The 23,841-nt window shown below is 62.3% G+C and carries 20 protein-coding genes; 5 read left to right on the top strand and 15 right to left on the bottom strand.

The annotated features are described in order from the left end of the window. The first annotated feature begins 18 nt into the window (after positions 1 to 18). Positions 19 to 1,278, top strand: a complete 1,260-nt coding sequence (locus LMH93_RS01210; RefSeq protein ID WP_003255865.1) for a response regulator — start codon at positions 19 to 21, stop codon at positions 1,276 to 1,278. Between the two features lie 102 nt (positions 1,279 to 1,380). Here LMH93_RS01210 and LMH93_RS01215 read toward each other — a convergent pair whose 3' ends face one another. Together LMH93_RS01215 and desA are read right to left on the bottom strand one after the other, a co-directional pair. After that, positions 1,381 to 2,409, bottom strand: coding sequence for a GGDEF domain-containing protein (locus tag LMH93_RS01215; RefSeq protein ID WP_003255864.1), 1,029 nt, complete (start codon positions 2,407 to 2,409; stop codon positions 1,381 to 1,383). Between the two features lie 99 nt (positions 2,410 to 2,508). Then, complete coding sequence (gene desA, locus LMH93_RS01220; RefSeq protein WP_003255863.1) at positions 2,509 to 3,693, bottom strand: delta-9 fatty acid desaturase DesA; 1,185 nt, start codon at positions 3,691 to 3,693, stop codon at positions 2,509 to 2,511. Positions 3,694 to 3,839: 146 nt separating this feature from the next. On the opposite strand from desA, the gene dibA reads away from it, so the two are divergent. Further along, the gene (gene dibA / locus LMH93_RS01225) at positions 3,840 to 5,735 is read left to right on the top strand and encodes a phosphodiesterase DibA (protein WP_230064776.1); all 1,896 of its coding nucleotides are present in this window, start codon (positions 3,840 to 3,842) and stop codon (positions 5,733 to 5,735) included. A gap of 28 nt (positions 5,736 to 5,763) precedes the next feature. On the opposite strand, the gene LMH93_RS01230 is transcribed toward dibA, so the two are convergent. The 9 genes from LMH93_RS01230 to tcyJ all read right to left on the bottom strand — a co-directional run bounded on the left by LMH93_RS01230 (position 5,764) and on the right by tcyJ (position 14,791). Continuing rightward, positions 5,764 to 6,408 carry a methionine ABC transporter permease gene (locus tag LMH93_RS01230; RefSeq protein WP_003255861.1) on the bottom strand — a complete coding sequence of 215 codons (645 nt, stop codon included), beginning with the start codon at positions 6,406 to 6,408 and terminating at the stop codon, positions 5,764 to 5,766. Next, positions 6,398 to 7,507, bottom strand: a complete 1,110-nt coding sequence (locus LMH93_RS01235) for a methionine ABC transporter ATP-binding protein (protein ID WP_102886237.1) — start codon at positions 7,505 to 7,507, stop codon at positions 6,398 to 6,400. The genes LMH93_RS01230 and LMH93_RS01235 overlap by 11 nt, the downstream gene beginning before the upstream one ends. Before the next feature lies 1 nt (position 7,508). Then, positions 7,509 to 8,309 (bottom strand): MetQ/NlpA family ABC transporter substrate-binding protein, encoded by an 801-nt coding sequence (locus tag LMH93_RS01240; RefSeq protein WP_230064777.1) that lies wholly within the window; start codon positions 8,307 to 8,309, stop codon positions 7,509 to 7,511. Continuing rightward, positions 8,302 to 9,687, bottom strand: a complete 1,386-nt coding sequence (locus LMH93_RS01245) for an LLM class flavin-dependent oxidoreductase (protein ID WP_230064778.1) — start codon at positions 9,685 to 9,687, stop codon at positions 8,302 to 8,304. The genes LMH93_RS01240 and LMH93_RS01245 overlap by 8 nt, the downstream gene beginning before the upstream one ends. Beyond that, positions 9,687 to 10,868, bottom strand: coding sequence for an SfnB family sulfur acquisition oxidoreductase (locus LMH93_RS01250; RefSeq protein ID WP_230064779.1), 1,182 nt, complete (start codon positions 10,866 to 10,868; stop codon positions 9,687 to 9,689). The genes LMH93_RS01245 and LMH93_RS01250 overlap by 1 nt, the downstream gene beginning before the upstream one ends. A gap of 141 nt (positions 10,869 to 11,009) precedes the next feature. After that, positions 11,010 to 12,251 (bottom strand): SfnB family sulfur acquisition oxidoreductase, encoded by a 1,242-nt coding sequence (locus LMH93_RS01255; RefSeq protein ID WP_003255852.1) that lies wholly within the window; start codon positions 12,249 to 12,251, stop codon positions 11,010 to 11,012. Between the two features lie 319 nt (positions 12,252 to 12,570). Beyond that, the gene (gene tcyN / locus LMH93_RS01260; protein WP_003255850.1) at positions 12,571 to 13,329 is read right to left on the bottom strand and encodes an L-cystine ABC transporter ATP-binding protein TcyN; all 759 of its coding nucleotides are present in this window, start codon (positions 13,327 to 13,329) and stop codon (positions 12,571 to 12,573) included. A gap of 2 nt (positions 13,330 to 13,331) precedes the next feature. After that, entirely contained in the window at positions 13,332 to 14,000 is a 669-nt protein-coding gene (tcyL, locus tag LMH93_RS01265; protein WP_003255849.1) for a cystine ABC transporter permease, read from the bottom strand. Continuing rightward, positions 13,997 to 14,791, bottom strand: coding sequence for a cystine ABC transporter substrate-binding protein (tcyJ, locus tag LMH93_RS01270; protein ID WP_003255847.1), 795 nt, complete (start codon positions 14,789 to 14,791; stop codon positions 13,997 to 13,999). Before tcyJ ends, tcyL begins: the two co-directional genes overlap by 4 nt. 307 nt (positions 14,792 to 15,098) lie before the next feature. Here tcyJ and epsC point away from each other — a divergent pair, with 307 nt between their 5' ends. Together epsC and betT are read left to right on the top strand one after the other, a co-directional pair. Next, positions 15,099 to 16,031 (top strand): serine O-acetyltransferase EpsC, encoded by a 933-nt coding sequence (gene epsC, locus LMH93_RS01275; RefSeq protein WP_003255846.1) that lies wholly within the window; start codon positions 15,099 to 15,101, stop codon positions 16,029 to 16,031. 268 nt (positions 16,032 to 16,299) lie between these two features. Then, positions 16,300 to 18,303 carry a choline transporter BetT gene (gene betT / locus LMH93_RS01280; protein ID WP_003255844.1) on the top strand — a complete coding sequence of 668 codons (2,004 nt, stop codon included), beginning with the start codon at positions 16,300 to 16,302 and terminating at the stop codon, positions 18,301 to 18,303. 63 nt (positions 18,304 to 18,366) lie between these two features. Here the strand turns inward: betT and tauD are convergent, their stop codons facing one another. From tauD to tauA, 4 genes are read right to left on the bottom strand one after another with little or no spacing between them, the layout of a single operon-like run. Beyond that, positions 18,367 to 19,200: a taurine dioxygenase gene (tauD, locus tag LMH93_RS01285; protein WP_230064780.1), complete on the bottom strand. Its 834-nt coding sequence runs from the start codon at positions 19,198 to 19,200 to the stop codon at positions 18,367 to 18,369. Positions 19,201 to 19,248: 48 nt separating this feature from the next. Then, complete coding sequence (tauC, locus tag LMH93_RS01290; RefSeq protein WP_230064781.1) at positions 19,249 to 20,088, bottom strand: taurine ABC transporter permease TauC; 840 nt, start codon at positions 20,086 to 20,088, stop codon at positions 19,249 to 19,251. Next, positions 20,085 to 20,873 (bottom strand): taurine ABC transporter ATP-binding subunit, encoded by a 789-nt coding sequence (tauB, locus tag LMH93_RS01295; protein ID WP_010951613.1) that lies wholly within the window; start codon positions 20,871 to 20,873, stop codon positions 20,085 to 20,087. The genes tauC and tauB overlap by 4 nt, the downstream gene beginning before the upstream one ends. A 13-nt stretch (positions 20,874 to 20,886) precedes the next feature. Next, the gene (tauA, locus tag LMH93_RS01300; RefSeq protein ID WP_102886239.1) at positions 20,887 to 21,858 is read right to left on the bottom strand and encodes a taurine ABC transporter substrate-binding protein; all 972 of its coding nucleotides are present in this window, start codon (positions 21,856 to 21,858) and stop codon (positions 20,887 to 20,889) included. Positions 21,859 to 22,376: 518 nt separating this feature from the next. Here tauA and LMH93_RS01305 point away from each other — a divergent pair. Then, a complete protein-coding gene (locus tag LMH93_RS01305; protein ID WP_011953209.1) occupies positions 22,377 to 23,717 on the top strand; it encodes an OprD family porin in 1,341 nt (446 codons plus the stop codon). Positions 23,718 to 23,841 lie beyond the last annotated feature (124 nt).

A 23,841-nucleotide genomic window follows, 5' to 3' on the forward strand; every position in this document is an offset into this window, starting at 1 on the left:
ATTCAGGAGTAGTTGGTGATGAGCGCTGCAGCCCCCACCCCACCAAGCGTACTGATTGTAGAAGGCGATCCTTGGGTACGGGACATGCTCAGCGAGATGCTGCTCAGCGTGCGCTGTGACGCCCGCCTGCAGGTATGCGCTGACGGCGCGCAGGCGCTCAGTGCCCTGTCCAGCAAGCCGGACCTGATCATCGCTGCCCGCGAGCTGGCCGGTGTCGACGGCCTCGACCTGCTGCGCAAGGTGCGCGCCAAAGGGCCAGGGGTGCCGTTCATTCTCATGAGTAACCGCAATGACAGCGCCAGTGTGCGCGAAGCGCTGCCCCTGCACCCCACGGCTTACCTGAGCAAGCCACTGAACCTGGATAACCTGCGCAAGCGCCTGCAAGAGTTGCTGCTGGCTGTTGGCGAGGAGATTGCCTGCCCGGTACCGGCGTTGCAGGCGGGAGCCAGCCTGCCAGCCTACCTTGAGCAGCGCCGCGCTACCGCCGATGGCGGGCCGCTGCTGGCCGATGTGCAGGTAGCGATCAATCGAGCGCTAAACCCTCAGGGCCTGAACCTCAGGGTGCTCGAAGAGGAGGTGCGTAACGACCCGCAGGTGACGGCGGTGCTGATCGCTGCCGCCAATAGTGCGGCATTGCACCGTGAAGCCCCGGTGCAGACGTTGCTGCAGGCCCTGAACAAGCTTGGCAGTACCCAAAGCATGAACCTGATCCTGGGCATGACCCTCAAGCGCAGCGCACGCCTCAGCGACCCACTGTTGGCAGAGCACGCCGCCCGTTACTGGGACCTGTCACTGCACACTGCCGAATATGGCCGCACCTTGGCGCGCATGCTCGAACTGGACGAGGGCCGTTGTTATTGCGCGGGCTTGCTGCATTGCCTGGGCGACCTGGCGGTGTTGCGCTGCCTGCAAGAGTGGCGGTTGGCCGGGGGAGACCTGGACGAGCGCAATGTGCAGCAATCGCTGGAAGAGTTTGGTGCGGCGTTCGGCTCGGCGCTGCGTACTCGCTGGCGTTTGCCGCTGGCACTGCGCGAGTTGATCGCTGCGATCTACCAGTTGGGCGGTGGCGTTTACTCGCGGGAGATCCTGGCCATGAACCTGGCTGGGCAGTTGTCGCGGCTGCCGGCTGGGCAGGGGCTGGAGAAGGTGGCCAGCGGCAAGACGGCGCGCCTGCTCAAGCTTGGCCTGCCGGAGCTGAGGCGGTTGCGCAAAGAGGAGAACCCGGAAGTAAAACCGCAGGAAGAACCGCCGGTGGCTGGGGCCGAGGTTTCCAGCTGAGATTCGGGGGCCGCATTGCGGCCCTTCGCGGGCTTGCCCGCTGCCACAGGTGTGGCGCCGGGCCCGCGAATACCGGCCAAAGCCGGTGCCCTTGCCGCCTGATCAGCCGCGGACTATCTGGTTCTTGCCCTGCCGCTTGGCTTGGTACATTGCCGCATCGGCCCGCGCATACAGGCTGTCCAGCGCCACATCCTCATCGGTCAGCTCGGTCAGCCCCTGGCTCACCGTCACCCCGTACGTCTGCTGGCCATGGCTGAAGCTCAAGTGCTGAATCTGCCGTTGCAAGCGCTCGGCAATCTGCTCCGCGACCTGGGCGTTGCAGCCCGGAAACACCGCCGCAAATTCTTCGCCGCCAATGCGTCCGAACAGGTCGCCCCGGCGTAGCACGGCCTTGCCGCTGTCGGCGATGTGTTGCAGCACCTGGTCGCCTTCCTGGTGGCCATAGCTGTCATTGATGCGTTTGAAGTCGTCGATATCCAACAGCAGGAAAGCCAGCGGTGTACCGTCCTCGCGTGCACTGTCGAAGGCTTGCTGGGCACATTCGAAAAAGTGCCTGCGGTTACTGCTCTGGGTCAGCACGTCGGTGGTGGCCAGGCGCTGCAGTTCGCCTTCAAGCTGCTTCTTCTCGGTGATGTCTTCGGCGATACCGACAATGATTACCCGGTCGCCATCGTGCTGCTGGTTGATGTAGCACTTGTCGCTCAGCCAGCGCAGTTGCCCATCGGCATTGAGGATGCGGTACTCGCGGTCTTCCACCGCCCCCTTGAGCAGTACCTGGGCCAGGCTACGCTCGGCGAACTCGAGGTCGTCGGGGTAGATACTGTCACGCCATTCGTTGTAGTCAGCCAGCACCAGGCTGACCGGGCGGCCGAAGATGCGCTCGTAGGCTGGGCTCACGTACAGCACCTGACGGGTTTCCCAGTCGAAGGCCCAAAGCACTGCGTTGACGCTGTCGAGCAACGAGCTGAACAGCTGATCACGCTCACTCAGGCGGGCAACCTCACCTTGGGCGTGGAGCAACGCCAGTAAAGTCTGGGCAGCTTCGGGAGGAGGGGTGCCGGGGAAAATCGTTGGAATGTTCTTGGCCATGTGCACGGAGCAGGTCTCAACGTGAAAGCGTGCGGCCAACATCCGGCCCGCCACGCAGGCGATATTCCGGATTCGAGTGGAGAGGCGGGGGCGAAGTTCCGAACGGCACGCCCCGTTGCGGGGCGTGCCGATCAACGGCGGTCAGGCGCCGGTCGGGCGCAGCGAGTAAGTCTTGAGTTGTGCTGCGAAGTCGCGCAGTGCCTGGATGCCGCTGGTTTCGGCCTCGTGTACCCAGTCTTTCATGGCAGCCAGCATGTCGTGGCCGTTGGCACTGGTGCGCGCCCAGATCTGCTGCAGGGCCAGGCGTTTTTCGTAGATGGTTTTCAGTGCCTGGCTGTGCGCGAGCATGGACTCGATGCGCACGTGGTGGCGGTCTTCCAGCAGGCTGGTTTCGCGCGAGAGCAGCCGTTTGGCACGGCGGAAGCGGTGACGCACCGAGGCGTCGACACGGGCCAGTTCCTGTTTCACCAGCGGGCCGATCACCAGCTTGCGGTACTGGGCCATGATCTGGAAGCGGTTGTTGAGGATGGCCATGGCGGTGTCCATGTCCAGGCTGGCCTTGCCGGCTACCCGGTGGGCGATGGGCGCCACGCGCTGCACCTTGGCCAGACGCAGCAGGCAGAACAAGCGGATCCACGCCCAGCCCATGTCGAACTCCCAGCGTTTGACCGAGAGCTTGGCCGAGTTGGGGTAGGTGTGGTGGTTATTGTGCAGTTCTTCACCGCCGATGATGATGCCCCAGGGCACCAGGTTGGTGGCGGCGTCGCGGCATTCGAAGTTGCGATAGCCCAGGGCATGGCCCAGGCCGTTGACCACACCGGCGGCCCAGAACGGAATCCACATCATCTGCACCGCCCAGATGGTGATGCCCAGGGTGCCGAACAGCAGCAGATCGATCACCGCCATCAGTGCGATGCCGCCCAGTTTGTAACGCGAGTACAGGTTGCGCTCAATCCAGTCATCCGGGCAGTTCTTGCCATAGATGCGCAGGGTTTCGGGGTTGCGTGCCTCTTCACGGTACAGCTCGGCACCTTTGCGCAGCACCGTGCCCAGGCCCTTGTACACCGGGCTGTGCGGGTCGTCGGGGGTTTCGCACTTGGCGTGGTGCTTGCGGTGGACGGCGGTCCACTCACGGGTGTTCTGCGCCGTGGTCAGCCACAGCCAGAAGCGGAAGAAGTGCTTGAGCGCGCCGTTGAGCTCCAGGGCCCGGTGCGCGGAGTAGCGATGCAGGTAGACCGTGACGCTGACAATGGTCACGTGGGTCATCAACAGAGTGATGCCGACCAGTTGCCAGGCCGACAGGTCGAGCAGGCCGTTATACCACATAGGTGCAAATACCCTCGAAATGCAGGGGGAAGGGCTGATTATCCCTTGGCGGGGAAATAAAACCAGTCAACCGTTGAGATAGGAGGTCACGACATGTTTCAGCCTTTATAATGCCCGCTCCTTTTTGATGGCCTTTCCCACCCGACATGTCTGTTTCCGTTCGCGACGCCTTGCGCATGGCTGCGCTGTATGTGGTGCTCTCGATCCTCTGGCTTGCGCTGGCAGAGGTGATGCTGCACAGCATGACTGACGACCCCTTGGCATTGACTGTGGGGCGGCAGATCAACGTGGTGGTCTGGGTGCTGCTCAGTGCCGTGCTGATCTACGTGTCGCGTGTGCGCCTGCTCAATTTCATCGGCCATGGCGCGCGTTTGCGTTGCGAAGACCGTGAACGGCTGCGCATGGCTGCCGCGGTGTTCGACAGTACCCTCGAGGGCGTGCTGGTGACCGACCGCCAAGGCCTGATCGTGCACGTCAATCGTGCCTTCATGCGCATCACCGGCTACCAGCAGGATGAGGTCATCGGCCATCGCCCGAGCAAGTTCAAGTCGGGCCGCCATGGCCTGGCCTTCTACCAGGAAATTTTTGCCACCCTGGCCGAGAAGGGCGAGTGGAGTGGTGAAATCTGGAACCGGCGCAAAAGCGGGGAAATCTACCCGCAGTGGCAGACCATTTGCGCCATTCGTGATGACGAAGGTGAGCTCAGCCATTACGTGGCGGTGTTCAGTGACATCAGCGCCATCAAGCATTCGGAACAAGAGCTTGCCTACCTCGCCCACCACGACCCGCTGACCGGCCTGCCTAACCGCCTGCTGTTTACCGACCGGGTGGAGCAGGCATTGGCGGCGGCGCAGGCCAACAAGCGCGGTTGCGCCCTGTTGCTGCTGGACCTGGATCATTTCCAGAGCATAAACGACGGCCTGGGCCATACCATTGGCGACCAGTTGCTGAAGCTGGTAGGTGAGCGTCTGGGAGAGGTGTTGGGTAACGGCATGACCCTGGCGCGTCTGGGCGGCGACGAGTTCGGCGTGCTGGCCGAAAACTGCCAGCAGGTTGGCCAGGCGGGCAAGCTGGCGCAATGCATCATCGAGCGCATGCGTGAGCCGTTTCAGTTCGAGGGCAATCGTCTGTTCATCAGCGCCAGCGTCGGAATCAGCCTGTTCCCCAGCGATGCCTTGAGTGCCGAGCAGTTGCTGCGCAATGCCGACTCGGCGTTGTACAAGGCCAAAAGCAACGGTCGGGCCTGTTATGCGCTGTACACCGAAGAGCTGACCGCCCACGCCCAGCATCGGGTCGAGACCGCCGCCGAATTGCGTTGGGCCCTGGAGCAGGATGAACTGCGGGTGTACTTTCAGCCGGTACACGACTTGGCGACGGGCCGGCAGGTCGGGGTCGAGGCGTTGGTGCGCTGGCAGCACCCCGGGCGCGGCCTGGTACCGCCGAGTGAGTTCATCCCGATTGCCGAACGCACCGGCCTGATTGCCGAGATCGATACCTGGGTGCTGCAACAGGCCTGTCGGCAAATGGTGCAGTGGCAGGCTGAAGGCCGGCAGCTGGCATTTGTTGGGGTGAACATCTCCAGTCGCCTGTTTGGCCAGCATGAGCTGTATCGGCAGGTAGCCGAAGTGCTGCACGACACCGGCCTGGCCCCGGCCTTGCTGGAGCTGGAAGTGACCGAAAGCGCGGTGATGGAAGACCCTGAGGTGGCGCTGGAGCAACTGCACCGCTTGCGCGAACTGGGGGTGACCCTGGCCATCGACGACTTTGGCACGGGGTATTCGTCACTGCTGCGGCTCAAGCGTTTGCCGGTGCAGAAACTGAAAATCGACCAAGGGTTTGTGGCTGGGTTGCCAGTGGATGAAGACGACATCGCCATTGTGCGGGTGATCATCGCCTTGGCCCGTAGCATGGGTATGCAGGTGCATGCCGAGGGCATCGAGCAGGCGGAACAGGCCAGCTTCCTGTTGCAGGAGGAGTGCCAGTTGGGGCAAGGGTACTGGTTCGGGCGGCCAGTGCCGGCTGCGGATCTTCGCTGGGATTGAGACCGGGCTGCAAAGCAGCCCTCAGATTTCAACGCTTGTTCAAACCCTTCGCCAGGCGGTCCCCGCCCAGCTGGATCAACGCCACTAACGCTACCAGCATGGCGATCACGGTCAGCATGATCTGGCTGTCGAAACGCTGGTAGCCATACCGATAGGCGATATCCCCCAGCCCGCCGGCACCAATCGCCCCGGCCATCGCCGACGAGTTGATCAAGGTCACCAAGGTAATGGTGAAGCCCCCGACGATCCCCGGCAGCGCCTCGGGCAACAGTACATGCCAGACGATGTGCCAGCGCCGGCAGCCCATGGCCTGTGCGGCTTCCACCAGACCATGGTCGACCTCACGCAGGCTGACCTCGGCAATCCGCGCAAAGAACGGTGTGGCGGCAATGGTCAGCGGCACCACTGCCGCCCACACACCATAAGTGGTACCCACCACCAGGCGGGTGAAAGGAATCAGCGCAACCATCAGGATCAGAAACGGAATCGAGCGGAACAGGTTGACGAAGGCGCCCAGCACCCGGTTCAGCAGCCGCGCCTCGAAGATCCCACCCTTGTCGCTGGTCACCAGCAGCACCGCCATGGGTACACCCACCAGCAGGGCGATCAGTGACGAAACCCCAACCATCAGCAGCGTATCAAGCAAGCCTTCCAGCAGGCGATCAAACCACATGGCCCAATACCTCCACGTCTTCGGCCCAACGGCGGGCACGTTCCAGCAATTGATGGGTGTCGTGCGGCGAGTGTTGCACCGAGAGGATGAGTTGCCCCAAGGCATGTTCGCCGATGGTTTCCACGCCGCCCTGCAGCAGACGCACACGCCCGCCCAGGTCGTTGAACAGGGCAGACAGCTCTGGCTCGCCAAGCACCGTCAGTTTCAGCACTACGGCGCTGTTGCCGCTCGCCGGGTGGGCCTGGAGGCTGGCTTGCAGTGCGGCGGGTAGCTTGGCCTGCAAAGGGGCGAGCAGGGTGCGGGTAACCTCGTGACGAGGTGAACCAAACACCCGCCAGACCTCGCCCTGCTCGACCACTGCGCCGCGTTCCAGCACCACAACCCGGTGGCAGATGTCGCGAATCACCGCCATTTCGTGGGTGATCAGCACGATGGTCAGCCCCAGGCGCTGGTTGATATCGCGCAGCAGCTCCAGGATCGAGGCGGTGGTTTCCGGGTCCAGCGCCGAGGTGGCCTCGTCGCACAGCAGGATCTCGGGGGTGTGCACCAGTGCCCGGGCAATGCCCACGCGCTGTTTCTGCCCGCCGGACAGTTGCGCCGGGTACACGTGATGTTTTTCCTGCAGGCCGACCAGTTCCAGCAATTCGCGCACCTTGCGCTGGCGTTCGGCTTTTGCCACGCCGGCGACTTTCAACGGCAACTCGACGTTCTGCCACACGGTCTTGGCCGACATCAGGTTGAAGTGCTGGAAGATCATGCCGATGCGCCGGCGCAGGGCCACAAGCTGGTCCTCATTGAAAGGCGCGATATCCACCTGGTCGATCAATACGCGGCCCTGGCTGGGTTGCTCCAGGCGGTTGATGGTGCGCAGCAGTGATGACTTACCGGCGCCGCTGCGGCCGATGATGCCGAAGATCTCGCCATGGCGGATGTTCAAGTCAATGCCTTGCAAGGCCGGTTGCGCCTGGTCCGGGTAGGTCTTGCCCAGGCCGATGAAGCGCACGTGGGCTTCATTGACCTCGGGGCGCAGGGCCTGTTCCTTGGCTATAGGCGGCAGTGCTTGGGGTGTAGGCGCCCTGAGCGCGCTGGCCTGGCTCATGTCAGCCTTCCCAGCCGGCTTGGTAGAGCTTGCCGTGAGCTTTGTTCAACGCAGCGCGCACCACTGGCGAATGCTGGTAGATGTCGACGAACTGGGCCAGGCGTGGGTCGTCCTTGCTTTGCGGGCGAATGACGAACTGGATCACGTATTCCTTGTTTTCCAGCCCATCGAACAGCAACGCCGAGGTGGCATCGAAGGTGTTGGCCAGGCGGATGTAGGCCGGGTAACCCTGCACCAGGTCGGCGTCGTCGTAGGCGCGTACCAGTTGCACCGCCTCGACCTGAAGGATCTTCAGCTTTTTAGGGTTGGCGAGGATGTCATCCTCGGTGGCCTTGTAGCCCACGCCGGGCTTCAGGGTGATCAACCCGGCCTTGGCCAGCAGCAGCAGGCCACGGCCGCTGTTGATCGGGTCGTTGGCGATGGCCACGCTGGCGCCTTCAGGCAGCTCGGCAAAGCTTTTGTACTTTTTCGAGTACAGGCCAACGTTGTTGATGATGCCCGGGGCGTAAGGCACAAGGTTGAAGCCTGCAGCAGCCTTGGCGTTTTCCAGGAACGGGATGTGCTGGAAGTAGTTCACGTCGATGTCGCCGCTGTTGAGGCTGACATTGGGCGCAATCCAGTCGCTGAACTCGATCAGCTTCACTTCCAGGCCTCGCTTGTGGGCTTCTTCCACCGCGGCTTCCAGCGGAATGGCAAAGGCCGAGGTGGTGCCGATCTTCAACGGCTCGGCAGCAAGGGCACCGGCGCACAGGCCGAGGGTGATGGCAATGGCCGCGACGGGCCGGAACAGTTTCTCAATCATGGTGCAGGGCTCCAGTCGGGGCAGGGGTAAAGCGGTAAGCCGAGCCAGGATGGTCGGCGGGTAAGTGCGGGTGGTCGGCCTGGAACAGTTTTTCGCGCAGGGTGCCTTCGGTGTAGGCCGTCTTGTAGCGGCCACGCAGCTGAAGTTGCGGGATGACCAGCTCGACGAAGTCCTCGAAGCTCTCCGGGGTGACGGTGCGGGTCAGGTTGAAACCGTCCAGGCCGGTTTCATCGATCCACGCGATCAACTGCTCGGCCACCTGTTCAGGCGCGCCGACCAGGGTTACGTAGCGGCCGCCCAGGGCGTGTTGCTGCAACAGGCGCCGGCGGGTCCAGGCGTTGTCTTGCAACTGGCGCGTGGCTGACTGGATGGCGTTGCCCTGGCTGAAGGCAATGGGTTGGTCCAGTTCATAGGCGGCGAAGTCGATGCCAGTGGACGCGGCGAAGTGCGCGACGCCCGCTTCGGCGCTGGCGTGGCGCAGGTACTCGGCGTGTTTGGCCTGGGCCAGTTGCTCGGTGGCCGCGACGATCACCGTGATGCCCATGAACACTTTGACTGCCTGCGGGTCGCGGCCGGCGACCTGGGTGGCCGCGCGAACCTTGTCGACCTGGGCACGGGTGGCTGCCTTGTCTTGGCCACTGATGAACACGCATTCGGCATGGTTGCCGGCGAAGGCCAAGCCACGCGCAGAGCTGCCAGCCTGGAACAGCACCGGGGTGCGCTGGGGTGAGGGCTCGCACAGGTGGTAGCCTTCGACCTTGTAGAACTCGCCCTGGTGCTGAACCTTGCGCACCTTGTCGGGCGTGGCATAGACGCGATGCTCGCGGTCGGCGACCACTGCGTCATCGGCCCAACTGCCTTCCAGCAGCTTGTACAACACCTGCAGGTATTCATCGGCCTGGTCGTAGCGGCGATCATGCGCCGGTTGCTGCGCCAGGCCCATGGCCCGGGCAGCGCTGTCGAGGTAGCCGGTGACAATGTTCCAGCCCACCCGGCCATTGCTCAGGTGGTCGAGTGTGGAAAGTCGCCGGGCGAACAGGTACGGCGCCTCGTAGGTGAGGTTGGCGGTAAGGCCAAAACCCAGGTGACGGGTGACCGCAGCCATGGCGGAGACCAGCAGCAGCGGGTCGTTGACTGGCAGCTGGATCGACTCCTTGAGGGTGACGTCCAGAGACTTGCCGTAGATGTCGTAGGTGCCGACGATGTCGGCAATGAAAAGCCCGTCGAACAGGCCGCGCTCCAGCAGGCGTGCCAGGTTGGTCCAGTAGTCCAGGGTCTTGTACTGGGTTGAAGTGTCCCGTGGGTGGGTCCACAGACCGTGGTTGATGTGCCCGATGCAGTTCATGTTGAAGGCATTGAGCAGAATCTGCTTGGCCATCAGATGGTCCCCCGGCGTGGCGGGTTGGCATCGTTGAGGTAGTAGTTGCCGATGGCGTGGTACTTCCAGCGCACCGGGTCGTGCAGGGTGTGCACGCGAGCGTTGCGCCAGTGGCGGTCGAGGTTGTGTTCGGCCAATGTTGCCTGGCTGCCGCCCAGTTCGAACAGGGTGGTACCGGCGGTGAGGGAAATTTCGGTGCTGATGGCGCGTGCTTCGGCCACGGCAATGGAGGCGGCGGCCACGTTGTCGGCAGTGCTGTCGTCGCGGGCGCGGTCGAGGTATTCGCCTGCGCGCTCCAGCAGGGCTTCGGCCGCATGCAAGCGGATCGCCAGATGGCCGAAGCTTTTCAGCGTCAGCGGGTCATCCGTGGCCTTGTCCTGGCCGGAGTCGACCCACGGACGGCTGCGGGTGCGCACGAAGTGCAGGGCGTCTTCATAGGCGGCGCGGGCAATACCGGTGTCGATGGCGGCATGGAGGATCTGCGCCAGCGGGCCGACCGGGGTAGGGCGCTCGAAGGCGCTTTGGAACGGCACCACGTCGGCTGCGCTGACGTACACGTTATCGAACACCACCGAACCGCTGCCGGTGGTGCGCTGGCCGAAGCCGCTCCAGTCGTCGATCACCTGCAGCCCTTGGCTGTCGGCCGGGACGAAGGCCAACTGTTGTATGCCTTGTTCATCCACGACCGAGGTTGGAATGCGTTGGGCATAGATGGCGCCTGTGGAATAGAACTTGCGCCCGTTGATGCGGAAACCGTCGCCGTCACGGCTCAGACGGGTGGTGCGCTCGTGGGCGGTCTTGGTGCCCAGCTCGGCCAGGGCATTGCCGAAACGGCGGCCGGCCAGTACCTCGGTGTACAGGCGCTGTTGCTGTTCGGGGCTGCCGTTTACCCGCAGCACTTCCAGACCGTAGAAATGATTCTGCGGAATCTGCCCGAGCGAACCGTCGGCCTGCGCGATACGGGCGATGACCTTGGCCAGGGTGACGTTGGATACGCCGGCACCGCCGAAGGCTTTGGGCACGCTGATGGCCCACAGGCCGGAGCGGGTGAACAGCTCGAGTTCGGCCAGCGGCAGGCGGCGCTCGCGGTCGCGCAAGGCGCTGTCGCGGCGCAGTTGCTGGGCGATGTCTTCGGCGACGGCCAGGGCTTGGGCGTCGCTGGTGATGATAGCGATTGTCATGGAGTTCTCCGGGGGCCGCTTTGTGGCCCTTCGCGGGCTTACCCGCTCCCACAGGTGAAGTGATGCCCGTTCAGGCGGTGGCAATCCTGTGGGAGCGGGCAAGCCCGCGAAGGGCTGCGCAGCAGCCCCAAAGGCAGCAAATCAGATCCAGGAATGCCGTGCAGGCAGGGTGCCGTTAAGGTGGTAAGCGCCCACCGCGTGGTACTTCCAGCGCACCGGGTCGTGCAGGGTGTGCACCCGAGCGTTTCGCCAGTGGCGGTCGAGGTTGAACTCGGCAAGGGTGGCGCGGCTGCCGGCCAGCTCGAACAGCTTTTCGCTGGCCTGCAGGGCAATTTCGGTAGTCAGCACCTTGGCCTCGGCCACCGCAATCGAGGCACGTGCCGCACTGGCTGCGTCGATAGGCGCAGCATTGACCTCGTCGAGTACCCGAGCGGCTTTGCGCAGCAGCGCTTCGGCGGCGTGCAGCTCGAGTTTCAGGCGGCCGATGTCGGCAATTACATAAGGGTCGTCACTGGCACGGTCGACGTTGGCTTCAATCCACGGCCGGGACTTTTCGCGCACGAAGGTGATCGCATCATCGATAGCTGCTTCGGCGATGCCAGCGTCGATCGCCGCCTGGATCAGCTGCGAAGCGGCGCCCTGAATGTTGGGGATATCGCGCTGGCGCCAGTTGTCGATTACCAGTTCCGCGTCCACCGGCACCTGGTCCAGCAGCACGGTACCGCTGGCGGTGGTGCGCTGGCCGAACCCGGACCAGTCATCGACAATGCGCAACCCCGGGCTGCCCCGGCGCACGAATGCCAGGCGCTGGCGGCCTTCGTCGTCGAGGGCTTTTACCGCCACCCAATGGGCGAACAAGGCACCGGTGGAGTAGAACTTCTCGCCACTTATGCGGTAGCTGTCGCCGGCGCGCGTGATTCGGGCCTTGAGGGTGAGGGTATCCCTGGTGCCACGCTCAGGCCCGGCATTGCCGATGCGCCAGCCGTCGAGCACGCTGCGAAAGATCCGCGCTTGCTGCGCCTCGCTGGCCGTCAGGCGCAGCAGTTGCAGCATGCCGAACTGGTTCTGCGGGATCTGCCCCAGGGCGGGGTCGGCGGCGCTGATCAGGCGGAACACTTCGGCGACGGTTGCGAACGATACGTCGGGGCCACCGTAGGCCTTGGGTACGCTGATGCTGCCCAGACCGCTGCGGGTAAACAGCTCGATTTCGGCCCAGGGCAGTTTGCGTTGCTGGTCGCGCCGGGCAGCTTGCTCACGGGCGACCTCGGCCAGTTCGCGGGCCGCTTGCAGGGCTTCGGCGTCGTTGCGCAGTACCTTGGCCGGCAGCAGCGGGGGCGAGCTGTCCAGATCGCTATGGAATTGGGTGTTGGCTTGGCTGGGCATCAGTGCCGCTCCTTGGCTGCACTCAATGCCCTGGCGTTACGCACTGGGGTGATTGTGATCCTGACCATTCCTGACCTCACAAAATAGTTATGTCGCTACAGCTGATCGCGACAGATGTGTGCTGGTCCGGTGGTCCGGTTTATATACCCTAATGATTTATAAAAATTTTATGAACTAACTTTTTGGAATATTTATAGAAGGGGGGGGATTTGTTAAGGGCGTGCTGGCCTCTTCGCGGGTAAACCCGCTCCTACACATGCCTCAAGATCTGTGCATTCGCTGTAGGAGCGGGTTTACCCGCGAAAGGGCCGGAACAGGTTTACTCGGAGGCCGCAGTCCCGAGGAACTTGCGCAAGAACTGCCGGGTACGTTCTTCCTTCGGCGCCGCGAACAGCGCCTTGGCTTCGCCCTGCTCCACGATCACGCCCTTGTCGAAGAAGATCACCCGGTTCGCCACGTCCCGGGCAAAGCTCATCTCGTGGGTGACGATGATCATGGTGCGCTTTTCCTCGGCCAGGCCGCGGATGGTCGCCAATACTTCACCGACCAGCTCCGGGTCCAGCGCCGAGGTCGGTTCGTCGAACAGGATTACCTCTGGTTCCATGGCCAGGGCGCGGGCGATGGCCACGCGTTGCTGCTGGCCGCCGGACAGGCGCCGTGGGTAGGCGTCTTCCTTGCCCGCCAGGCCGACTTTGGCCAGCAGGCGCCGGCCAAGCTCAATGGCCTGTTCGCGAGGCGTCTTCTTGACGATCACCGGCCCCTCGATCACGTTCTCCAGGGCAGTGCGATGGGGGAACAGGTTGAAGTTCTGGAACACGAACCCGGCTTGCTGGCGCAAACGGCGAATCGCACCCTGCTGCCCGCCCAAAGGGCGGTTGGCATCGATGCTGATGGCGCCGATCTGGATCTGCCCGGCATCGGGGGTTTCCAGCAGGTTAAGGCAGCGCAAGAAGGTGGTTTTGCCCGAGCCACTGGGGCCGATGATGGCCACCACTTCACCGGGCTGCACGGTCAGGTCGATACCGTTGAGCACGGTCTGGCCCTTGAACCGCTTGGTCAGGCCTTTGACTTCAATCATGCTCAATGCTCCTGGTCATGCTGGTTGACCCGCGCTTCCATGCGGTTCTGGAAGTGCGCAAGGATGCTGCACAGCACCCAGTAGATGACCGCGACCGCCACGTACATGGTGAACACTTCGAACGTGCGCGCAGTAATCAGCTGGGCTTGGCGGAACAGCTCGGGCACCTGGATGGTTGCCGCCAGGGCAGTGTCCTTTACCAGCGAGATGAAGCTGTTGCCCAGCGGTGGCAGCGCGGTGCGCAAGGCCTGTGGCAGGATCGCCCGGCGCATGGCTTGCACGCGGGTCATGCCGATGCTGGCGGCTGCTTCCCACTGGCCCCGGTCGATCGAGGAAATGGCTGCGCGCAGGATCTCGCAGATGTAGGCCGCCATGTTCAGCGACAGGCCGATCAGCGAAGCGGGGATTGGGTCGAGCTCGATGCCGATTTGCGGCATGCCGAAATAGATGACGAACAGCTGCACCAGCAGCGGCGTGCCGCGGAAGAACGACACGTAGACCCGCGCCAGCCAGTTCAGCGGCAGAATCTTCGACAGCCGCATCAGCGCCAGGGCAAAGCCCAGCACCAGACCGAAGAACATGCCGCCGACACTGAGCAGCACCGTATAACCCGCGCCCTTCAGCAGGAAGGGCGCGGAATCGACAACGAGTTGCAGGCTTTCAGCGATCATTTGGTGACATCGGCACCGAAGTACTTCTCGGACAGCTTGGCCAGCGTGCCGTCAGCTTTTAGCTTGTCGATGGCCTTGTTGATAGCTGCCAACAGTTCCGGCTCACCTTTGCGCAGGGCCACGCCGCTTTCCAGGCGCGAGAAGGCATCGCCAGCAAGTTGGGTGTCCTTGGCTTTTTGCGCGTATTCCAGCGCCGCCAGGCGGTCGATCAGGATGGCGTCGATACGGCCGTTGCGCAGGTCAGCGAACTTGCTTGGGTCGTCTTCATAGGTGCGCACATCGGCTTGCGGCACGTCCTTTTTCACCCACTGTTCGTAGTTGGTGCCAAGGCCTACGCCGACCTTTTTGCCGGCCAGGTCCTGTGCGCCCTTGATGTTCAGCTGCTCGGCTTTCTTCTTCAGGATCAGTGCCTGGATGCCGGAGACAGTGTAGGGCTCGGAGAAGTCGTACTTTTTCTTGCGCTCTTCGGAAATGGTCACCTGATTGACCACTACATCCAGGCGTTTGGATTCCAGCGCGGCGAGGATGCCGTCCCACTTGGTCGGCTGGATCTTGGCCTTGACCCCCAGCTCCTTGGCCAGCAGCTCAGACAGCTCCACTTCGAAGCCGGTCAGTTTGCCGTTTTCGTCCTGGAAGCTGAATGGCGGGTAGGTGCCCTCGAGGCCGACGTTGATGACGCCTTTTTCCTGGATGGTCTTCAATTGCTCGCCGGCGAAAGCCTGGCTGAGCAGGCCGGCACCCAGCAGGAGGGCCAGGCTGGCGTTGAGTAGCGGTTTGGCGAATTTCGACATGTCAGAGCCCCGCGCTTGTTGTCTAGGTAGTGAGGTGGCGACTATAGGGTTGGCTGATTAGGCCGGGAAATACTAAAAAATAACTTTAATATTCCTTTTTTGATTTGCGCCAGGTGCTGGCTGCTTTGAGGGTAGGCGACGATACCCACTCCGTCATCGCGGCTTATGCCTGACTTAGTGCAGGATGGAATAAAGCGTTGTTTTTTCCAAGCCTCAGATTTGCCGTAAAGTGGATTGCAGCAGGCAGGTTCGGCCTTTTCGCGGGCCTGGCAACGAAATCAGATGGCCTATACGGCAGGAGAACACCGTGAGCGAACAACCTTCATCCGCGCATTGGCAGTTGCAGAGCATTGTCACTGGCCTGCGCGGGGCCCGTGAGCAATGGCGCACCCGTAATGGCCGCAGTATTGGCGAGCAGGGCGGGCGCGAACTGCCGTCGCGTGAAGCGATGCGACAGATTCTGGAGCAACTGTGCGGGGCGCTGTTCCCCATGCGCCTGGGGCCAGTCGACCTGCGCGAAGAAAGTGAAGACTTCTACGTCGGCCATACCCTGGATGCCGCGCTGACCGCCTTGCTGGCCCAGGCTCGTCTTGAACTTCGCTACGCGGCACGGCAAAGCAAGGCTGAGCTGGCGGGCGTCGACGCCCGTGCGCTGAGCCTGATCCAGGGCTTTGCAGCTGCGCTACCGGAACTGCGCGTTCTGCTCGACACCGATGTGCTGGCCGCCTACCACGGCGACCCGGCAGCGCGCAGCGTCGATGAAGTGCTGCTGTGCTACCCGGGCATCCTGGCGATCATCCATCACCGGCTGGCACACCACCTGTACAAGGCTGGGCTGCCGCTGCTGGCGCGGATCAGTTCGGAGCTGGCGCATTCGGCCACCGGTATCGACATTCACCCGGGGGCGCAGATCGGCCCGAGCTTCTTCATCGATCATGGTACGGGTGTGGTCATTGGTGAAACCGCGATCATCGGCGAGCGCGTGCGCATCTACCAGGCGGTGACCCTGGGCGCCAAGCGTTTCCCCAGCGATGAGTCGGGTACGCTGCATAAAGGCCTGCCACGCCACCCGATCGTCGAAGACGATGTGGTGATCTATGCCGGGGCCACGGTGCTGGGGCGTATTACCATCGGTAAGGGTTCGACCATTGGCGGTAATGTGTGGCTGACGCGCAGTGTGCCGGCTGAAAGCAACATTACTCAGGCCAACCTGCAGCTGGATTGCCAGGACAAGAACTGATCCCGCATTGCGATTGCCTTGCTGGCCTCTTCGCGGGCAAGCCCGCGCCTACGACGGACGTACCAGATGTAGGTGCGGGTTTACCCGCAAGAGGCCGGAACAGGACGACACCAATCGGCGCCCCAATTCGCATTGAAATCCGATCCATGTTTAACTTGAACGCTTGTTCAATGAAAAACGCTGGTCCGCTGCCGGTGTTCAACAGGAGGATTCCTTTGCTGAACCCGTTCATTCCGAACCTCACGTCATTCGACGAGGTGCACGCCCTATGAGTGCACCGAACCCTTCCGCTGCCAACGGCAAAATCCGCATGAACCCCCCGGTGTTCTACTTTGCGGCGAGTTTCATCCTCATCTTTGGCCTGGTAGTCATCTCCAACCCGCAAGCCGCAGGTGACTGGTTGCTGGCGGCGCAGAACTGGGCGGCCAACACGGTCGGCTGGTACTACATGCTGGCGATGACGCTGTACCTGGTCTTCGTGGTGGTCACCGCCTTGTCTGGCTACGGCAAGATCAAACTCGGTGCCGACCACGACGAACCCGAGTTCAGCTACCTGTCGTGGGCCGGCATGCTGTTCGCCGCCGGCATCAGCATCACGCTGTTCTTCTTCTGTGTCTCCGAACCGCTGACCCACATGCTGCAACCGCCCCAAGGCGAAGCCGGCACGGTCGAGGCCGGGCGCCAGGCGATGCAGATCCTGTTCCTGCACTGGGGCCTGCATGGCTGGGGGGTGTTCGCCTTCGTCGGCATGGCATTGGCCTATTTCGCCTACCGGCATAACCTGCCGCTGGCCCTGCGTTCGGCGCTGTACCCGCTGATTGGCAAGCGCATCAACGGCCCGATCGGTTATGCGGTGGATGGCTTCGGCATCATCGCCACGGTGTTCGGCCTGGGCGCCGACATGGGCTTTGGGGTGCTGCATCTGAACGCCGGTCTGGACTACCTGTTCGGCATCAGCCACAGCCAGTGGGTGCAGGTGATCCTCATCACCCTGATGATGGGCGCGGCTGTGGCCGTAGCCGTGGCCGGGGTGGAGAAGGGGGTGCGGGTGATGAGCGACATCAACCTGTTCCTGGCCTGTGCGCTGCTGCTGTTCGTGCTGTTCGCCGGGCCTACCCAGCACCTGTTCAACACGCTGATCCAGAACCTGGGCGACTACCTGGGTGCGTTGCCGCGCAAGAGCTTCGACGTGTATGCCTATGGTGAAAACCGGGGCTGGCTGGGCGGCTGGACCGTGTTCTACTGGGCCTGGTGGATTGCCTGGGCGCCGTTCGTGGGCCTGTTCATCGCCCGCATCTCCCGTGGCCGTACCATCCGCGAGTTCGTCTTTGGCGTGCTGCTGATTCCGCTGGGCTTCACCCTGGCGTGGATGTCGATCTTCGGCAACAGCGCCCTGGACCAGGTGATCAACCACGGCATGACCGCACTGGGCCAGTCGGCGCTGGACAACCCATCGATGAGCCTGTACCTGCTGCTGGAAACCTACCCCTGGAGCAAGGCAGTCATCGCCACCACGGTGTTCATCAGCTTCGTGTTCTTCGTCACCTCGGCCGACTCGGGCACCGTGGTGCTGTCGACCTTGTCGGCCAAGGGCGGTGACGCTGATGAAGATGGGCCGAACTGGCTGCGTATCTTTTGGGGGGCGATGACTGCACTGATCACCAGTGCGCTGTTGTTCGCTGGCAGCATTGATTCGCTGAAGTCGGCAGTGGTGCTGACGTCGCTGCCGTTCTCGCTCATTCTGCTGTGCATGATGTGGGGGCTGCACAAGGCGTTCTACCTGGAGTCGCAGCGGCAGATCGCGCAGATGCACTCGCTGGCCCCGTTCGCCCAGTCACGTCGCGGCCGTGGCGGCTGGCGCCAGCGCCTGAGCCAGGCGGTGCACTTCCCGTCACGTGATGAGGTGTACCGTTTCATGGATGATGTGGTGCGCCCGGCGATTGCCGATGTGCGTGAAGTGTTCGAGCAGAAAGGCCTGGTACTGATTACCCAGGACGACCCTAGCCATGACAACGTCAGCCTGAAGATTGGCCATGGCGAGGAACAGCCGTTCATTTACCAAGTGCAGATGCGTGGCTATTTCACACCATCGTTCGCCTTGGGGGGGCTGGGTACGCAGGAGTTGAAGAACCGCCGCTATTACCGGGCGGAGGTGCACCTGAGCGAAGGCAGCCAGAACTATGACCTGGTGGGCTACAGCAAGGAGCAGATCATCAACGACATCCTCGACCAGTACGAGCGGCACATGCAGTACCTGCACCTGGTGCGCTGACCAAGCTCTCCTGTCCTGGGCTCTTCGCAGGCAAGCCCGCGAAGAGCCTAGGACAGGCAACCGCTAGTAGGGTGAATCCCCAAGGATGGTCGCCCGGTGCATCACCCGCCGGTTCGGCCGGTAATCATCCACCGCAAAATGCTGGGTCACGCGGTTGTCCCAGAACGCGACGTCATTCTCCTGCCAACGCCAGCGAATGCTGAACTCCGGTCGCGTCGCATGGGCGAACAGCAGCCTCAGCAGCGCATCGCTTTCCAGTTCGCTCAGTTCATTGATGCGTGTAGTGAACCCTTCATTGACGAACAACGCCTTGCGCCCGCTCACCGGATGCGTGCGCACCACCGGGTGCGACAGCGGTGGGTTGTTGCGCCGGGTGGCCTCCCAGCGCGTCAGGTCTTCCGGCGTGGTGCCAAAGCGCTCCAGCGGGAACGACTTGGTGAAGTCGTGGGTAGCGGTCAGCCCGTCCAGCATTGCACGCAGCGGCGCCGACAAAGCCTCGAAGGCCGCAATGCCGCTGGCCCAAAGGGTATCGCCACCGTAAGCAGGCAATTGCTTGGCGCTGAGTACCGCGCCCAGTGCCGGGGTCGGCAAAAAGGTCACGTCGGTGTGCCACACGGCGTTGTCGCGCACATCGGTAACCGCCGTGTCGAGCACCAGCACCTGCGGGGTGTCCGGCACGTTGGGGTAAATCGGGTGGATGTGCAGGTCGCCGAAGCGGGCGGCAAAGCGCGCCTGCTGTTCCGGGTTGATCGGCTGGTCACGGAGGAACAGCACCTGGTGCTGGAGCAGTGCCTGTTCGATGGCATCGCGCTCTTCTGCGCTGATATCGCGGCTGATGTCCACGCCGCTGATCTGGGCGCCGAGTGCTGGGCTTAGGGGAGTGATGGTCAGGCTCATGTCGGTCTCTTCAATCGGGCGCCAGTGTGCTGGCGTGGACAATGGAATTCAGTGAATCTGCCCATGCCAGGGCACCAGCTTGCGTTGCAGGGCACGCAGGCTCATTTCCAGAGCGAAGGCGATCAGGGCGATCAGCAGGATGCCCAGCACCACCACGTCGGTGACCAGAAACTGCGCCGCCGATTGCACCATGAAGCCCAGGCCGCTGGTGGCGGCGATCAGTTCAGCGGCCACCAGGGTCGACCAGCCGACCCCCAGGCCAATGCGGATGCCGGTAAGGATGTCAGGCAATGCACTGGGCAAAATGACGTGGCGGATCAGTTGGGCCTTGGTTGCGCCCAGCGACTGCGCCGCGCGCAGCTTGGCCGGATCTACCGTGCGCACACCGGTGGCTGTGGCAATGGCGATGGGGGCGAAGATTGCCAGGTAGATCAGCAGCACTTTCGACAACTCGCCGATACCGCACCAGATGACGATCAGCGGCAGGTAGGCCAGCGGCGGGATGGGCCGGTAGAACTCGATCAGCGGGTCGAGAATGCCGCGGGCTACGCGGTTGTAGCCGATAGCGATGCCGACTGGTATTGCGGTCAGGGTCGCAGCCACCAGCGCCAGGCCGATGCGGCCCAGGCTTGCGCCCAGGTGCTGCCACAGGCTGGCATCCATGTAGCCTTGGGTCAGCAAGGTCCATGCCTTGGCCAGGATGTCACCGGGCGAGGGCAGGAACAGGGGCTCTACCCAACCGGCAGCCGTCACCAGCCACCAGACCAGTAGCAGGCTGGCCAGGGTCAGGGTGCTGATCCAGCGGGTGGACAGTGGGCGGCGTAGCGTGGCGGCTGGCCGGGTTTGGGCGTCGTGTTTGCCGGCGACCGGCAGGTCCAGGCTGCTCATGCGCGCTCCTGCAGGCTTTGGCGTTGGGAAAACACCCGCGCCAGCACATGCTCGCGGGTTTCGATGAAGGCTGGGTCGGACTTGATGGCCCGGGCCGATTCGCCAGCGGCATAGCGCTGGCCGAAGTTCAGTTGCAGGCGTTCCACTACGCGTCCCGGGTTGGGCGCCAGCAGTACCAGTTCGCTGGCGAGGAACACCGCTTCTTCGATGTCGTGGGTAATCAGGAACACCGGCTTGGCGGTGCGTTGCCAAACTTGCAATAGCAGCTCTTGCATCTGCTCCCGGGTGAAGGCATCGAGGGCACCGAACGGTTCATCCATCAGCAGTACCCGAGGGTCAGCCGCCAGCGCCCGGGCAAGGCCCACGCGCTGCTTCTGGCCACCGGACAATTGCCAGATACGCCGTTCGCCGAAGCCATCGAGGTCGACCAGGGTGAGCATTTCGCGGGCCTTGGCCTCACGCTGGGCGCGGGGTACGCCGGCCAGTTCAAGGCCGAAGGCGACGTTGCCCAGCACGTTCTGCCATGGCAGCAGGGCATCGTCCTGGAACACCACGCCGCGTTCTGCACCGGGGCCCTGCACCGGCACACCATCGAGGGTGATGTGACCGCCACTGGGGGCGACGAAGCCGGCGATCAGGTTGAGCAGTGAGGTCTTGCCGCTGCCGGAAGGCCCCAGGGCCACCAGCAGTTGGCGTGGTCCCAGGCTCAGGTTGATGTCGGCCAGCACCGGGGTGCTGGCGCCTGGGTACTGTGCGCTGATGCGCTCCAGCTCGAGCAAGGCCATGACGGGCTCCGGATCAGTTTGGAAGGAACTTGGCGCTGACGTACGGCGAGTAGTCCGGCAGCACTGCTTCGACTTTGCCTTGCTGCTTGAGGAAGTTGGCGGTGTCCGTCAGCGCTTGGGTGGTCGGCGCGCCCAGGGCGTTGGCCTGGTCAGCGGCCAGCGGGTAGACGTTGCCCTCCAGCAGTACCGGGATGTCGCTGGCCTTGGCACCGGACAGCTTCACCAGCTTGTCTACGTTGCCCTTGTCGGCCAGCCAGGCTTTCGGGTCCTTGCGGTAGTCGGCGTAGGCATCGAGGGTGACTTTGGCAAAGGCCTTGACCACATCAGGGTGTTTCTCGGCGAAGTCCTTGCGCACGATCCAGGCATCGAAGGTAGGCGCGCCTTTCTGTGCCAGCTCACCGGAGGTGATCAGGACCTTGCCGTTTTCCTTGGCCACGCCCAGGGCCGGGTCCCACACGTAGGTCGCATCGATGTCGCCGCGCTTCCAGGCGGCAATGATGGCCGGCGGCGCCAGGTTGAGAATCTGTACCTTGGAAGGGTCGATATTCCAGCTTTTCAGTGCCGCAAGCAGGCTGTAATGCCCGGTGGACACGAACGGGACGGCGACCTTCTTGCCGATCAGGTCTTGCGGCGACTTGATGCTGTCACGGGCCACCAACGCTTCACCCGCGCCAATCTGGGTGGCGATGAGGAAGGTTTCAATCGGCAGCTTGCGGGTGGCGGCAGCGGCCAGCGGGCTGGAGCCCAGGTAGCCGATCTGCACGTCGCCGCTGGCCACGGCGGTGATCACGTCTGCGCCGTTATCAAATTTGCGCCAGTCGATGCTGGCCTTGCTGGCTTTTTCGTAGTCGCCATCGACCTGTGCCACTTTGGCCGGGTCGACAGTGGTCTGGTAGGCCACTGTCAGGTCGGCTGCCTGGGCCAACCAGCTGGTGCTGGCGAGGGTCAGGGCGGCGAACAGGCGCAGCGGAGCGTGCGGGATCATGGTTGAACCTCTCGTCAGGCAAGTCGGGTTGGATGACGAGAAGGCTAAATGATCTAAGAAAATTAAAATAAATAACTTTTTTGCATTAGCTTAGGAGCCAAACGCTTTAAAGCCAGGCGTTTCGCAGGCGAACAAGGGGTGAGTGCGCCATGACCCGTGGCGAAATCAGCGAGGCGTGCGAGGCGTTCTAGGCCCGATAGAACGATTTGGCATTAGGTTATGAGCAAACGTTTGCAAATAACCAAAAGTTATTAAACGAGTCGTAGCTACAACGAATTGCAGTAAAGGTTTCTAATATATTCCTTAAAAGTCTTACAAATTCATAAAACGGTCATTTTGGATTTATAGGATTGTCATTATCCTGTAGCGCAGGTGGCGTCTTAGACCAAAGTCGCGAAACGTTTAGAAACGATTGACTTAATAGTCACGCTTTGGGACTAAATCGCCCATCCCGGTGAGCGGGGCATCAGACCCCTCCGCCAGAGATACACAAAAATTAGAACGTAGAGGAGCAAAACATGTACAAGTCCAGCCTGGCTCTGGCCGTGGCACTGGGGGTTCTCGCCCAACAAGCAGGCGCTGCCGGTTTCGTTGAGGACAGCAAACTGTCGCTCAGCTCGCGCACCATGTACTTCAACAACGACAACCGTGAAGATCACGCAAGACCTGGTGCGGAGCGCCCGGATCAGCGTGAGTCGGGCCAGGGCTTCAAGCTCGACTACATCTCGGGCTTTACCCAAGGCACCGTAGGCTTCGGTGTTGATGCCCAAGCGCTGTGGGGTATTCACCTGGATGGTGGCGAGGGTTACCACAAGTCCGGCTTCTTCCCGGATGACGGCAAAGGTTCTGCAGCCCAGTGGGCTCGTTTCGGTGCCAATGCCAAGGCGCGCTTCTCCAAGACCGAAGCGCATTTCGGTAGCGCGCTCGCACCGAACCTGCCGATCTTGGTTTCCAACGATGGTCGTCTGCTGCCACAAACCTTCGAGGGTGGCACCATCCAGTCGAAGGAAATCGACAACCTGACCATCAACGCGGGTCAGCTGACCCACGCCATGGGCCGTGCTTCGAGCAACCGTACCGGTCTGTCTGTCGCCGGTTCCAATGCCGAGAGCAACAAGTTCCGCTACGGTGGCCTGGACTACAAGCTCACTCCAGACCTGACCCTGCAGTACTACTACTCGAACCTGGAAGACTTCTACAAGCAGCACTTCCTGGGCGCGACCCACGTGTTCAAGATCGCTGACGACCAGTCGTTCAAGACCGACCTGCGCTACTTCGACAGCAGCAGCGACGGCAAGAATGGCAACGACAGCGCTTACAACTTCAACAACAACGGTGGCTACGCCAAAAACACCGGCGAGATCGACAACAAGACCTGGTCCGCCATGTTCACCTATACCTTGGGTGGCCACGCGCTGATGCTCGGTCACCAGCAAGTGGGTGACGACGGTGGCTTCGTATGGTTGAACCAGGGCAGCCTGAGCAACGACAGCGGCACCTCGGAAGGTGCTGGCGGCTCCAGCTTCTACCTGTTCACCGACAGCATGATCAACCAGTTCGCCCGTGCTGGTGAAAACACCACCTTCGGTCAGTACTCCTATGACTTCGCGGCGCTGGGTGTGCCAGGCCTGAAGGCATCGGTTGCTTACCTGCGTGGTGACGATATCCGCAACAAGTCGGGCAGCGGTACCTACAATGAATGGGAACGCGATGCGCGCATCGACTACACCCTCCAGGAAGGTGCCCTCAAAGGCTTGGGCTTCAGCCTGCGCCAAGGCGTGTACCGTGGTGCCGGCGAGAGCAGTGCCGACCAGGATCAGGCTCGCTTCATCGTGAACTACACTTACAGCTTCCTGTAAGTCGTAGCCACAAAGAAAGCCTCGCCTAGTGCGAGGCTTTTTTGTGCCTGCTAATTAGTATGCGTTATGGTTATAAATAAATCGTTATTTATTCTTTTTATTTTTAACTGAATGCAGGCACATT

Source organism: Pseudomonas sp. CIP-10 (genome assembly GCF_020911845.1).
Classification (GTDB): domain Bacteria; phylum Pseudomonadota; class Gammaproteobacteria; order Pseudomonadales; family Pseudomonadaceae; genus Aquipseudomonas; species Aquipseudomonas alloputida.